Here is a 12,462-nt window from a genome sequence, read left to right as displayed (position 1 = left end):
CTCGAAGGCGCGCTGGACCTCCGCGAACGCGTCCTCGGTCAGCCCTGCCTGGGGGTATTGCTGCACAGTCATCCGTCCTTCACGCGCGGGGAGAGCGGGACCGTCTCGGCAGACGGCTTCAACCTGTGATGATGCGGCCGTCACTCGGGCCCCACTCGAATGCCGGTCATGTTCCGCTCGCAAGGGAATGTAGAGCTCCGGGCGGGGTGACCTCGATAGAAATCCTCTGGCAGGATCGGCGCCATGCGATTCCGCGCAATGCCTGTTCTCCTCGAGAATCGAGCTTTCCCTCGCGGGAATGGGAGGGGATTTTTCGGACGGAAGGTGGCCACATGTTCTCCGATATAGCCGAATTCCGCGACTGGTACGCCGGGCGTCGTCGCGCCCACGGCTACCGGGTAGATCGGGTCCCGCTCGACTCCCTCGACGGTTGGCGCACCGACCCCGAATCCGGCAACCTCGTGCACCGGAGCGGGCGGTTCTTCAGCGTCGAGGGGCTGGACGTCGCGGACTCCGGCCGGGAGGTGGACGCATGGCAGCAGCCGATCATCGTCCAGCCCGAGCAGGGTGTCCTCGGCATCCTGGTGAAGGAGTTCGCGGGCGTCCCACACTTTCTGCTCCAGGTGAAGATGGAGCCGGGCAACGTCAACGGCCTCCAACTGTCCCCGACCGTGCAGGCGACCCGGTCCAACTTCACCGGGGCGCACGGCGGCAGATCGGTGCCGTACCTGGAGTACTTCGCCGCCCCCCGCTCCGGCCGGATCCTGTCCGACGTGCTCCAGTCCGAGCAGGCGTCCTGGTTCCTGGCCAAGCGCAACCGGAACATGATCGTCCAGGTGAATGGGGACATCCCGCTGCTGGAGGACTTCTGCTGGCTGGACTTCGAGCAGATCGCTGAGCTGCTGCGCGAGCCGAACCTGGTCAACATGGATACCCGCACGGTGCTGGCCGGCGCGGCGTCCTGGCGAGACCGAGGCGCCGATCTGGTCGCGGACACCTTTCGGGGCGCGCTGGCCCGGTCCTGGGCTCCCGGCACCGTCGCCCTGCACGACACCACGGAGCTGCTCAGCTGGTTCACCGAGGCCAAGAACGTCTGCACCCTGACGCGCGAGCAGATTCCGCTGACCAAGGTCGACGGGTGGAGCCGGCGCGCCGGGGCCATCGTCCATGACCGGGATCAGCACTTCGCCGTCATCGGGGTGTCCGTCGACACCGACAGCCGCGAGGTCGCGCACTGGCAGCAGCCCATGTTCGAGCCGCGCAGCCAGGGCGTCATCGCTTTTCTGGTCCGCCGGATCGAGGGCGTACTGCACGTACTGATGCAGGCCCGTACCGAGACGGGCGCCTTCGACGGCGTGGAGATGGCCCCCACCGTGCAATGTCAGCCGGACAGTTACCCGGGCTTGCCCGAAGCGCGCCGACCCCGGTTCCTGTCGGAGGTGTTGGACGCGCCCGCGGAGAACATCCGTTTCGACCGAATCCACTCGGAGGAGGGCGGCCGCTTCTACCACGCGCAGAACCGCTACCTGCTGGTGGAGGTCGGGGACAGCTTCCCCCTGCGGGTCCCCGACGACTACGCCTGGATCACCCTGCGCCAGCTCACCGACTTCGTGCGGTACGGCAACCACCTGAACGTCGAGGCCCGGAGCCTGCTGACGTTCGCGGGCTTCTACAAGGAGGACGACACGTGACCACCCATGTCTGGGACTACCTCGCCGAGTACGGGGAGGAGCGTGAGGACATCCTCGACGCCGTGCAACAGGTCTTCGCCAGCGGCCGGCTGGTGCTGGGCGAGAGCGTGCGCGGCTTCGAGGACGAGTTCGCCGGCTACCACGGCCTGCCGCACTGCGTCGGCGTGGACAACGGCACCAACGCGGTGCAGCTGGCTCTGGAGTCCCTCGGCGTGGGGCGCGGTGACGAGGTGATCACGGTGTCGAACACCGCCGCCCCGACCGTCGTCGCCATCGACGCCGTCGGTGCCGTCCCGGTCTTCGTGGACGTCCGCGCCGAGGACTACCTGATGGACACCGACCAGGTGGCGGCGGCGATCACTCCGCGCACCAAGGCGCTGCTGCCGGTGCACCTGTACGGCCAGTGCGTGGACATGGAGCCGTTGCGGCGCCTGGCCCGCGCGCATGGGCTGGCGATCGTGGAGGACTGCGCGCAGGCCCACGGCGCCCGCCACCACGGCGCGCCCGCCGGGACGATGGGCGACGCCGCGGCGTTCTCGTTCTACCCCACCAAGGTGTTGGGGGCGTACGGAGACGGCGGCGCTGTCCTGACCGGCTCCGCCGACACCGACCGTGCGCTGCGCCGACTGCGCTACTACGGCATGGAGGAGGTGTACTACGTCGAGCGGACCCCCGGGCACAACAGTCGGCTGGACGAGGTCCAGGCCGAGATCCTGCGCCGGAAGCTGACCAGGCTCGACGCCTACGTGGCCGGCCGTCGCCGGGTGGCCCGTCGCTATGCGGATGGGCTCTCGGGCCTGTGCGGGCCGGACGGGCTGACCCTGCCGGCCACGGCCGCGGGCAATGAACACGTCTACTACGTGTACGTGGTACGTCACCCGCGCCGCGACGAGATCATTCTCGCTCTCAAGGAGCGCTACGACATCTCGCTCAACATCAGCTACCCGTGGCCCGTTCACACGATGCGCGGCTTCGCCCACCTCGGCGTGGAGGCCGGCTCGCTGCCGGTCACCGAGCGGCTGGCCGGGGAGATCTTCTCTCTGCCCATGTACCCGTCGTTGTCGGAGGCCGTGCAGGACAAGGTCATCGACGCCATCCACGAGGTCCTGCGGGCCCTCTAGGGAGTGTCCGCAAAGTAGCGTCCGCCCGATCGAAAGGCCCACACCATGCCGTCCAGCACGGACACCCACATCTACCACCGCGCCGACGTCTACCACGACTTCTACCGGGGCCGCGGCAAGGACTACCGCGCCGAGTCGGCCGTCGTGCGCGAGCTCGTCGAGCAGCGCGCCGCGGTGGCCCCGGCCGCCGGATCGCTGCTGGACGTCGCCTGCGGCACCGGCTCCCACCTGGCCGAGCTGAGCGTCTTCTTCGCCGAGGTGGCCGGTGTGGACCTGTCCGCCCCCATGCTCGCCGTCGCCGCCCGTACCAACCCCGGTGTGCCCCTGACCGAGGGGGACATGCGTGACTTCCGGCTCGGCCGTACCTTCTCCGTCGTCACCTGCATGTTCAGCTCGGTCGGCTACCTGGACTCCACCGGCGGCCTGGACGCGACGGTGGCGAACCTGGCCGGGCACCTGGCGCCGGGCGGTGTCCTCGTCGTCGAACCCTGGTGGTTCCCGGAGGACTTCCTGCCCGGCTGGGTCGGCGCCGACGTGGTCGAGGTCGGCGGGCGGAAGATCGCCCGGGTCTCCCACACGGTCCGTGCCGGGCGGACCAGCCGGATGGAGGTGCACTACACGGTCGCGGCGTCCGACACGGGTGTCGAGCACTTCACGGACACGCACGTCATGACCCTGTTCGAGCGGGCGGAGTACGAGGATGCCTTCCGCCGGGCGGGCCTGGAGCCCGAGTACCTGCGCCATGAGCTGTACGGTCCGGGGCTGTTCGTTGCCACCCGCCCCGGCGGTGCCGTGTGAAGGTCCGCGAACTGGGCATCGACGGCGCGTACGCGTTCGAGCCCGAGGTCTTCCATGACGAGCGCGGCTCGTTCCGCTCCCCGTACCAGGAGGCCGTGTACGGTGCGGCGCTGGGCCGACCGCTGTTCCCGGTCGTCCAGGTGAGCACCAGCAGCTCGCGCCGCCGGGCGGTGCGCGGGGTGCACTTCACCGCCACGCCCGGCTCCATGGCCAAGTACGTGCTGTGCACGGGTGGGCGGGCCCTCGACGTGGTGGTCGACGTCCGGCTCGGCTCGCCCACCTTCGGGCGCAGCGAGCGGGTGGAACTCTCCCCCGAGGCGGGCACCGCGCTCTACCTGCCGCCGGGCGTGGGGCACCTGTTCACCGCGCTGGAGGACGACACGGTGATGGTGTACCTGCTGTCGGCGGCTTACCGGGCGGACAAGGAGCGGGCGGTGAACCCGCTCGACCCCGAGCTGGGTCTGGAGCTTCCGGGCGGCCACGCACGGGTGCTCTCCGAGCGCGACCGGTCGGCGCCGACGCTGGCCGAGGCACGCGACCGGGGGCTGCTGCCACGGTACGCGGACTGTACGGCGGCCGGAGCGGACGGGGGCGGACGGTGAGCGCGCCGCGCCAGGTCGTCGTGCTCGGCGCCTCCGGGTTCCTCGGTTCGGCTGTGGTTCGCGCGCTGGCAGCCGACCCCGGTGTCCGGGTGCGAGCGGTGTCGAGACGGCCGGTCGTGGTCCCGGAGTCGTTCGCCGGGCGGGTGGAGGTGTGCACCGCCGACCTCACCGAACGGGGCGCCCTGGCCCGGGCGGTGGCCGGTGCGGACGCCGTGCTGCCGTTCATGGCGCGGATCCGCGGCGCGTCTGGGTGGCGGCTGTCCGAGGACGACACAGAGGCGGAACGGGTCAACGTGGGCCTGCTCGGGGACCTGGTGGCGCTGCTCGCCGAGCGGGCACCGGTCGCCGAGGACCCGCCCGCGATCGTCTTCCCGGGCAGCAACACCCAGGTGGGGCGGGTCACCGCCGAGCTGATCGACGGATCCGAGCCGGACCGGCCCACGGGAGTTTACGACCGGCAGAAGCACGCCGCCGAGACAGCGTTGAAGCGGGCCGCGGCGGCGGGCCTGGCACGGGCGGTGAGCCTGCGGCTGCCGCCCGTGTACGGGCCGGGTTCCCCTACCGCCGAGGACCGCGGGGTGGTGTCCACCATGATCCGGCGGGCGCTGGCGGGACAGCCGCTGACGATGTGGCACGACGGTACGGTCCGCCGCGACCTGCTGTACGTGGAGGATGCCGCTCGAGCGTTTACGACGGCCCTGGCCCACGCCGACGCGCTGTCCGGCCGGCACTACCTGGTCGGGACCGGGCAGGCACGGCCGCTGGGCGAGGTGTTCGAGGCGGTGGCGCGTGCCGTGTCCCGGTACACGGGGACGCCCGCGGTCCCGGTGCTGTCGGTGGAACCGCCCCCACACGCCGACCCGACCGACTTCCGCAGCCTGGCGGTGGATCCGTCGGCCTTCTCGGCCACGACGGGCTGGCGGGCGCTGGCCGTCCGGAACGGTGCGCTGGACGAGGCACTGGACCGGACGGTGGCCGCCGTGGCCGCCGCTCAGGAGGCCGGGGCCACGTCCCGGTTGTGACCTGCGGAAGGGCCCCGCCCGGACCGGGCGGGGCTACCCGGCGTGGCGTTCCTTGTCAGGCCCGCAGCGACTCCAGTACGGACACCATCCGGTGCGGGGAGGGCTGGGCGGCGATCTCCGCGCTGATCTCCGCCGCTCGCTCCCGGGGTCCGGGGGCGGTCAGCAGCTCGGTCGCGGCGCGCGCGATGCGGGCCCCGGACTGCTCCCCCTCGGCCAGCACCACGGCCGCCCCGCGTTCCTCGATGCGGCGGCACGGCTCCAGCATCTTCGGGATCGTCGGCACCAGCAGTTGGGGCACACCCGCGTGCAGGGCGGTCAGGGCGGTCTGCCCGCCGCCGTGGTGGACGATGAGGTCGCAGGTCTCGAGGAGCGTGTCCAGTGCGAACCAGCCGGCCCGTACTCCGGGGACCTCGACGGCCAGCGCGTCGGCCACGTCCTGCGGGGCGGCGACGACCAGTTCCCCGTCGAGGCATTCCACTGTCCGGGCCAGCTCGACCAGTTCGGCCACCCCGTCCGCCCCGGAGACCCGACTGCCCGCGGTGACGCACACCCGGGGCCGGCCCGTCCGGCGCAGCATCCACGGCTCCAACGGCCTGCGCAGGTTGGCGGGGACGAAACGCATCGAATGGCGTGGGCCCGGGGCCAGGTGGGCGGCGCGCAGGCTGGGCGGGCAGATGTCCACCCACAGCGCGGGCACGGGCAGCCCGTCCAGCCCCGCCGCTTCGAGTTCGGTCGCCAGCTCGGTGGCGGCGCCGTTGTCCATCCCGGGCGGTTCGCCCAGGTCCCAGGTGTGCCGCACCCACGGCACCCCCAGCTCGTGGGCGAGGAGGGGCGCCGCGTAGCAGAGAGATCCGCCGACGACCAGGTCCGGGGCCCAGTCGGCAGCCAGGGACCGCAGCCGGGGCAGGGTCGCGGCGGCCAGTCGCCCGAAGCCCTCCCCGTTGAAGTGGATCCGCTCCTGCGGGCCGGAGGGGATGGACAGCGACGCCCCGGCCCGGTCCTCCAGCATGAACCGGCGCATGGCCCCGTCGGTGACGGGCAGGACGGGCAGGCCGATGCCCGTGACGTACGGGGCCATGTCCTCGGGGGACGCGACGAGGACGTCGTGCCCGGCGAGGCCGGCCGCCGAGGCGAGCGGGGCGAGCGCGAAGACGGTCGCTGGGCTCCCGCCGGTGACAAAGAGGATCTTCATCGTACAGAGGGTGCACCGCGGCGCTCGAGAACCGCTGGACCGGCGCACGGCCTCCCTGAGCGGACATCGAGCGCCTTTTGAGCAGAGGTTGACCGCCCTTGCTTATCAAGAGTGTCGGCCGGGTCTCCCCGGCCTTACCGAGTCACCTCTTCGAGAAGGAAACCGATTCGATGTCCCGGCATGTCGTGATAACCGGTATGGGGGTACGCGCACCGGGAGGAAGCGGCACGGAGGAGTTCTGGTCGCTGCTGGCCGCGGGTCGTACCGCGACCCGCCGGATCAGCTTCTTCGAGCCCACCACCTTCCGCTCCCAGCTCGCGGGCGAGTGCGACTTCGACGCGGGAGCCGAAGGGCTCACCCCGCGGGAGACCCGCAGGATGGATCGGGCGACACAGTTCGCCGTGGTCTGCGCCCGCGACGCGGTGTCGGACAGCCGCCTCGACTTCGGGGCGCTCGACCCGTCCCGGACGGGCGTGAGCCTGGGCAGTGCCGTCGCCGCCGCCACCAGCCTGGAGAACGAGTACCTGGTGCTCTCCGACGCGGGCCGGCAGTGGGAGGTCGACCCGCGCTATCTGTCGCCGCACATGTACGACTACCTGACGCCCGGGGTGATGGCCGCCGAGGTGGCGTGGACGGTGGGCGCGGAGGGGCCGGTGGCCCTGGTGTCCAACGGCTGCACCTCGGGGCTCGACGCCGTCGGCAACGCCGTTCAGTTGATCGCCGACGGCACCGTCGACGTGATGCTCGCCGGGGCATCCGACACCCCTATCACCCCGGTCGTGGCGGCCAGCTTCGACGCCATCAAGGCCACCACGAACCGCAACGACGACCCCGCGCACGCCTCCCGGCCCTTCGACGCTTCCCGCAACGGCTTCGTCCTGGCCGAGGGTGCGGCGGTGTTCGTTCTGGAGGAGCTGGAGGGGGCACGGGCCCGCGGCGCGACGATCTACGCCGAGGTCAGCGGGTACGCCACGCGCCTCAACGCCTACCACATGACTGGGTTGAAGACCGACGGCCGGGAGCTGGCCGAGGCCATCCGGATGGCGCTGGACCAATCCCGGCTGAACGCGGACGCGATCGACTACGTCAACGCGCACGGTTCGGGCACCGTGCAGAACGACCGGCACGAGACGGCCGCGTTCAAGCGCGCCCTGGGCAACCACGCGTACCGCACGCCGATCAGCTCGATCAAGTCCATGGTGGGTCACTCCCTGGGGGCCATCGGCTCGGTCGAGATCGCCGCGTGCGCGCTCGCCATGAAGCACAACGTGGTGCCGCCCACGGCCAACCTGCACCGGGCCGACCCCGAATGCGACCTCGACTACGTGCCGCTGACCGCCCGCGAGCAGCGGGTGGACACCGTGCTGACCGTGGGCAGCGGGTTCGGAGGCTTTCAGAGCGCGATGCTGCTGCGGCGGCCGGAAGGAGCGTCATGACGAGCACGGTGTTCACGGGGCTGGGAGTCGTCGCCCCCAACGGTCTGGGGACCGAGGAGTTCTGGTCCGCGACGGTGAAGGGCCGCAGCGGCATCGCGGAGATCACCGCTTTCGACGCCGCCGGCTACCCGGCCCGGCAGGCAGGCGAGGTGAGGGACTTTGATCCGGCCGCGCACCTGCCGAATCGGCTGCTTCCGCAGACCGACCGCTCGACCCGGTTCGCGCTGACCGCCGCCGGGCTGGCACTGGCCGACGGCGGCGTGGACCCCGCCGCGCTCGTCGACTACGACATGGGCGTGATGACCGGCAACGCGTTCGGCGGTTTCGAGTTCACGCACCGCGAGTTCGCGAAGCTGTGGTCGAAGGGACCGCAGTTCGTCAGCGTGTACGAGTCGTTCGCCTGGTTCTACGCCGTGAACACCGGTCAGATCTCCATCCGCCACCAGCTGCGCGGCCCGGGCAAGGCCCTCGTCGCCGAGCAGGCGAGTGGGCTGGACGCCGTCGGCCACGCCCGGCGAGCGCTCCTGCGGGGCGAGGCGAAGCTGGTCGTCACCGGAGGTGCGGATTCGGCCCTGGACCCGTGGGGTTGGTCCGCGCAGTGGTCCGGCGGCCGGGTCACCACCGGCGAATACCGGCCGTTCGACCCGACGGCGAGCGGACACGTGCCCGGCGAGGGGGCGGCGATCCTGGTCCTGGAGGACGCTGCGGCGGCCCGCAGGCGCGGTGCGCCGCGGATCCACGGCGAACTCGCCGGGCATGCCTCCACTTTCGATCCGCCGCCAGGCTCCCCGCGGCCACCGGCGCTGCGCCGTGCGATCGAGCTGGCGTTGGCCCAGGCGGGCGTGGCGCCGTCCGAGGTGGACGTCGTCTTCGCGGACTCGGCGGGCCGGCCCGTGGCCGACTGGCAGGAGGCCGAGGCGCTGCGCGGAGTGTTCGGCGAACGGGGCGTCCCGGTCACGGCCCCCAAGGCGCTGACCGGGCGGCTGCAGTCCGCGGGCGGACCGCTGGATGTGGTGGCCGCGCTGCTGTCGCTGCGCGACGGGGTGATCCCGCCGACCGCGAACACGGACGAGACGCCTGAGGAGTACGGCATCGACCTGGTCCGCAAGTCCCCGCGGGAGGCACGGCTGGCGACGGCCCTGGTCCTCGCGCGGGGTGTGTCGGGCTTCAACTCGGCCGCAGTCGTGCGGGCGTACGACCACTGACGGAAGCAAAAAGAAAAAGGTGAAGAAGGAACGATGAGCGACGACATCACCACCATGACGCTGGACGACCTGCGTCGGATCCTGTCGGAGTCTGCGGGCAGCGAAGGCGGCCAGCTCGACGGGAACATCCTCGACACCTCGTTCACGGAGCTGGGCTACGACTCGCTGGCCCTGCTGGAGACCACGGCTGTCGTCCAGCGCGAATACGGGGTGGAGGTCCCGGACAAGGTGGCCACCCCGCGCGAGCTGCTGGACTCCGTCAACGGCGCCCTCTCCTCGGCGGGCTGAGCCATGCGTCGGCACACCCGCCACACGCTGACCTCCACCGCCCCGCCGGAGGCGCTGTACGCCCTCGCCTCCGACGTCGGCCGGTGGCCGGCCCTGTTCGCGCCCAGCGTCGCCGCGTACTACCTGGAGCGCGGCGAACTCACCGAACGTTTCCGATTGTGGGCGTCGGTGGGCGGGGAGGTGAAGACCTGGGTCTCGCGGCGTGCGCTGGACCCGTTGAACCTCCGGATCCGCTTCGACCAGGAAGAGAGCGCGCCGCCCATCGCCTCAATGGGCGGCGAGTGGATCTTCGAGGCGCGGGAGGACGGCGGCACGGACATCGTGCTGCTGCACGACTTCACGGCGGTCGGCGACGCCCCGGACCTGGTGGAGTGGATCAACGCCGTGCTGGACCGGAACAGCCCGGTGGAGCTGGCCGCGCTCGCCAGAGCCGCCGAGCTCGCCGCGGACCACGGGGCGGAGGTCGGCGATCTGCTGTTCTCCTTCAGCGACACCGTCACCCTGGACTGCACCGCCGAGCAGGCGTACGCGTTCGTGCACCGCGCGGACCTGTGGCCCGAGCGGCTGCCGCACGTGCGGCGCGTGGAGCTGACGGAGGATGCCGCCGGGGTGCAGGAGCTGGAGATGGACACCGTCACCGCCGACGGCTCGGCGCACAGCACCCGTTCGCTGCGGCTCTGTCGGCCGGGCGAGCGGATCGCCTACAAGCAGCTGGTCCCGCCGCGGCTGCTGCTCGGGCACAGCGGTGTCTGGGAGTTCACCGGATCCGGGACGGGGACGGAGGCTCGGGTCACCGCCGAGCACACCGTCCTGATCGACCCTGCCGCCGTACCGGAGGTGCTGGGCGCGGAAGCCACGCTGGCCGACGCGCGCCGGCACCTGCGCGAGGCGCTCGGCAGGAACAGCCGTACCACGCTAAACCTGGCGGCGGCCCACACCTCCGCCTGACCGCTCGACGACACGACTTCGGCCTCCAGAACCCTGCCGGTTCTGGAGGCCGAAGTCGTGGAGTTGACCCGTCAGGCGGAGCGGCGCCAGAAGACGCTGTACTCGTCGATGGCCTCGACCTCGTCCGTGATGCCGTGCTTCTCGCGGAACTCGACCACTGCCTTGCGGCAGGCCGGGATGAAGTAGTCGTCGATGACGACGAACCCGCCGGTGGAGAGCTTCGGGTAGAGGTTGTCGAGCGCGTCCAGGGTGGACTCGTACAGGTCGCCGTCGAGCCGCAGGACCGCGAGGCGCTCCACGGGGGCGGTCGGCAGCGTGTCCTTGAACCAGCCCGGCAGGAAGCGGACCTGGTCGTCGAGGAGCCCGTACCGGCGGAAGTTCTCCCGCACGGTGTCGGCGGAGACACCGAGTACGTGATTGGAGCGGTGCAGGGCCATCTCCTTGTCCATGGGGTGGCCCTCCTCTCCGGTGTCCGGGATGCCCTCGAAGGAGTCGGCGAGCCAGACGGTGCGGTCGGTGATCCCGTGGGCCTTGAGGTAGCCGCGGGCGAGGATGCACACGCCTCCGCGCCAAACACCGGTCTCGATGAAGTCGCCGGGCACCCCGTCGGCGACGACCCGGTCGAGGAGGGCGCGGATGTTGCGGATGCGCTTGAGGCCGACCATGGTGTGCGCGACGCTGGGCCAGTCGCTGCCCGTTTCGCGGTTCTCGGGGCGGAACTCCTGCTCGGGGAACCACTCGTTGGGGATCGGGGCGTCCTCGTAGACGAGGTTGGTGACGACCTTCTCCAGGAGGTCCAGGTACAGCTCTGTCGTGTTCTCCACGGGGAGTGTGTGTCCTTCCGGGTATGCCGGTGCGGTACGTGCGGTGCGGGGTCTCAGTAGTTGCCGAGGCCGCCGCAGACGTTGAGGGCCTGCGCGGTGACGGCAGCGGCTCCCGGGCCGACGAGGTAGTCGACCATCGCGCCGACCTCCTCGGGCAGCACGTAGCGGCCGACCGGAACCCGGGCGCTGACCCGGGCGTGGGCCTCGTCGACGGTGACGTCCCACAGGCCGGCGTACGTCTCGCGCACGCGCGCGGCCATCGGGGTCTCGACGAAGCCCGGGCAGACGGCGTTGACGGTGACGCCGGTGCGGGCCAGCTCCAGGCCCAGGGACTTGGAGAAGCCGACGACGCCGTGCTTGGAGGCGGAGTACGGGGCGCCGTGCAGGACGCCCTGCTTGCCTCCGGTGGAGGCGATGTTGATGATCCGGCCCCAGCCCTGCTCCAGCATGCCCCCGTGGTTGAGGACGTCCTTCGTCATCAGGAACACGCTGTTCAGGTTGGTGTTGATGACGTCGAGCCAGAGCTCGTCGGGAACCTCGCGGGTCACGCCGCCGCCGGAGCGGCCCGCGTTGTTGACGAGGATCCCCACGGGCCCGAACCGCCCGGTCGCGGCCCGGACGAACGCGCTGATGCCCTCGCGGGAGGTCACGTCCAGGCTCCGGCCGTCGACGTCCAGCCCCTCGGCCCGCAGGGCGGCGACGGTCTCGGCCACCCGGTCGGCGGTGCGGGCACCGAGGAAGACCCGGTGGCCAGCGCGGGCCAGCCGTGTGGCGATCTCGAGGCCGATCCCGCTGGTGGCTCCGGTGACAAGTGCAGTGCGTGCGTCGGCGGTGGCGCCGGCCATGTTTCCTCCCGATGGGTCGGCTGGGAGACGCCAAGCTGGCAGTGCTGGCTCAAAGTGCTCTCCACGTGCCCTGGAGAACCGCTAGGGCGGGCGTCCACCGGCCGGTTCCGTGGCCGGCCGGTCTCCCACGCCGCCCGTGCGGGGACCCCCTCGACGCAGCGGTGCACGGCCTCCACGAGGTGGTGAGCCCGGCCGTTCATCCGGCCTATGGTGCGCGAGCCGGCGTTCTGGACGTACGCGAAGGCCAGTTCGCGGTCCGGGTCGGCGAAGACGAATGTGCCGTTGGCGCCGTCGAAGCCGAGGGCACGGGGGCCGAGGCCGGCGGAGGCGGGGAAGACCGGGCTGTCGGTCTGCATGAAGCCGAGGCCCCAGGTGCTGGGCAGCAGCACCACCCGGCAGGTGCCGTTGGAGTGGGGGCGGGCCATTTCGGCGGTGCGGTCGGGGCCGATGAGGCGGATGCCGTCGACCTCGCCGACGAGGGCGGCGAGGA

The 12,462-nt window shown here is 71.4% G+C and carries 12 protein-coding genes and 1 pseudogene; 9 read left to right on the top strand and 4 right to left on the bottom strand.

The annotated features are described in order from the left end of the window. Positions 1 to 332: 332 nt before the first annotated feature. The 5 genes from AB0903_RS33235 to AB0903_RS33215 are packed head-to-tail and all read left to right on the top strand — an operon-like array spanning position 333 to position 5,234. Positions 333 to 1,691, top strand: coding sequence for an NDP-hexose 2,3-dehydratase family protein (locus AB0903_RS33235; RefSeq protein WP_366708476.1), 1,359 nt, complete (start codon positions 333 to 335; stop codon positions 1,689 to 1,691). Continuing rightward, positions 1,688 to 2,812: a DegT/DnrJ/EryC1/StrS family aminotransferase gene (locus AB0903_RS33230; RefSeq protein WP_366708475.1), complete on the top strand. Its 1,125-nt coding sequence runs from the start codon at positions 1,688 to 1,690 to the stop codon at positions 2,810 to 2,812. Before AB0903_RS33235 ends, AB0903_RS33230 begins: the two co-directional genes overlap by 4 nt. A 45-nt stretch (positions 2,813 to 2,857) precedes the next feature. Beyond that, positions 2,858 to 3,610 (top strand): class I SAM-dependent methyltransferase, encoded by a 753-nt coding sequence (locus AB0903_RS33225; protein WP_366708474.1) that lies wholly within the window; start codon positions 2,858 to 2,860, stop codon positions 3,608 to 3,610. Further along, the gene (locus AB0903_RS33220; protein WP_366708473.1) at positions 3,607 to 4,212 is read left to right on the top strand and encodes a dTDP-4-dehydrorhamnose 3,5-epimerase family protein; all 606 of its coding nucleotides are present in this window, start codon (positions 3,607 to 3,609) and stop codon (positions 4,210 to 4,212) included. Before AB0903_RS33225 ends, AB0903_RS33220 begins: the two co-directional genes overlap by 4 nt. Beyond that, positions 4,209 to 5,234 (top strand): NAD-dependent epimerase/dehydratase, encoded by a 1,026-nt coding sequence (locus AB0903_RS33215; RefSeq protein ID WP_366708472.1) that lies wholly within the window; start codon positions 4,209 to 4,211, stop codon positions 5,232 to 5,234. The genes AB0903_RS33220 and AB0903_RS33215 overlap by 4 nt, the downstream gene beginning before the upstream one ends. A gap of 55 nt (positions 5,235 to 5,289) precedes the next feature. Here the strand turns inward: AB0903_RS33215 and AB0903_RS33210 are convergent, their stop codons facing one another. Next, positions 5,290 to 6,426, bottom strand: coding sequence for a glycosyltransferase (locus AB0903_RS33210; protein WP_366708471.1), 1,137 nt, complete (start codon positions 6,424 to 6,426; stop codon positions 5,290 to 5,292). 170 nt (positions 6,427 to 6,596) lie between these two features. Between AB0903_RS33210 and AB0903_RS33205 the strand changes: the two genes are divergently transcribed. From AB0903_RS33205 to AB0903_RS33190, 4 genes are read left to right on the top strand one after another with little or no spacing between them, the layout of a single operon-like run. Further along, the gene (locus AB0903_RS33205; RefSeq protein ID WP_366708470.1) at positions 6,597 to 7,862 is read left to right on the top strand and encodes a beta-ketoacyl-[acyl-carrier-protein] synthase family protein; all 1,266 of its coding nucleotides are present in this window, start codon (positions 6,597 to 6,599) and stop codon (positions 7,860 to 7,862) included. After that, positions 7,859 to 9,067 carry a ketosynthase chain-length factor gene (locus AB0903_RS33200; RefSeq protein ID WP_366708469.1) on the top strand — a complete coding sequence of 403 codons (1,209 nt, stop codon included), beginning with the start codon at positions 7,859 to 7,861 and terminating at the stop codon, positions 9,065 to 9,067. The genes AB0903_RS33205 and AB0903_RS33200 overlap by 4 nt, the downstream gene beginning before the upstream one ends. Before the next feature lie 33 nt (positions 9,068 to 9,100). Further along, positions 9,101 to 9,355, top strand: coding sequence for an acyl carrier protein (locus AB0903_RS33195; protein ID WP_366708468.1), 255 nt, complete (start codon positions 9,101 to 9,103; stop codon positions 9,353 to 9,355). A gap of 3 nt (positions 9,356 to 9,358) precedes the next feature. Beyond that, positions 9,359 to 10,303: an aromatase/cyclase gene (locus AB0903_RS33190; protein WP_366708467.1), complete on the top strand. Its 945-nt coding sequence runs from the start codon at positions 9,359 to 9,361 to the stop codon at positions 10,301 to 10,303. A 71-nt stretch (positions 10,304 to 10,374) separates the two neighbouring features. Here AB0903_RS33190 and AB0903_RS33185 read toward each other — a convergent pair whose 3' ends face one another. The 3 genes and pseudogenes from AB0903_RS33185 to AB0903_RS33175 form a co-directional block, all read right to left on the bottom strand. Then, complete coding sequence (locus AB0903_RS33185) at positions 10,375 to 11,127, bottom strand: TylF/MycF family methyltransferase (RefSeq protein ID WP_366708466.1); 753 nt, start codon at positions 11,125 to 11,127, stop codon at positions 10,375 to 10,377. Between the two features lie 53 nt (positions 11,128 to 11,180). Then, a complete protein-coding gene (locus AB0903_RS33180; protein ID WP_366708465.1) occupies positions 11,181 to 11,972 on the bottom strand; it encodes an SDR family NAD(P)-dependent oxidoreductase in 792 nt (263 codons plus the stop codon). Positions 11,973 to 12,244: 272 nt separating this feature from the next. Next, positions 12,245 to 12,397, bottom strand: a pseudogene (locus AB0903_RS33175) (esterase); the annotation flags it as partial. Positions 12,398 to 12,462: the final 65 nt, after the last annotated feature.

This window comes from Streptomyces sp. NPDC048389, from assembly GCF_040706335.1.
In the GTDB taxonomy this organism is placed as follows: Bacteria; Actinomycetota; Actinomycetes; order Streptomycetales; family Streptomycetaceae; genus Streptomyces.
The sequence above is the reverse complement of the archived record's forward strand: the minus strand, read 5'-3'. Positions and strand labels throughout refer to the sequence as shown.

Bases quoted from the DNA above. Each gene is read 5' to 3' on its own strand.
- AB0903_RS33235 (WP_366708476.1), top strand. From the start codon at position 333: ATGTTCTCCGATATAGCCGAATTCCGCGACTGGTACGCCGGGCGTCGT.
- AB0903_RS33225 (WP_366708474.1), top strand. From the start codon at position 2,858: ATGCCGTCCAGCACGGACACCCACATCTACCACCGCGCCGACGTCTAC.
- AB0903_RS33210 (WP_366708471.1), bottom strand. From the start codon at position 6,426: ATGAAGATCCTCTTTGTCACCGGCGGGAGCCCAGCGACCGTCTTCGCG.
- AB0903_RS33205 (WP_366708470.1), top strand. From the start codon at position 6,597: ATGTCCCGGCATGTCGTGATAACCGGTATGGGGGTACGCGCACCGGGA.
- AB0903_RS33200 (WP_366708469.1), top strand. From the start codon at position 7,859: ATGACGAGCACGGTGTTCACGGGGCTGGGAGTCGTCGCCCCCAACGGT.
- AB0903_RS33195 (WP_366708468.1), top strand. From the start codon at position 9,101: ATGAGCGACGACATCACCACCATGACGCTGGACGACCTGCGTCGGATC.
- AB0903_RS33190 (WP_366708467.1), top strand. From the start codon at position 9,359: ATGCGTCGGCACACCCGCCACACGCTGACCTCCACCGCCCCGCCGGAG.
- AB0903_RS33180 (WP_366708465.1), bottom strand. From the start codon at position 11,972: ATGGCCGGCGCCACCGCCGACGCACGCACTGCACTTGTCACCGGAGCC.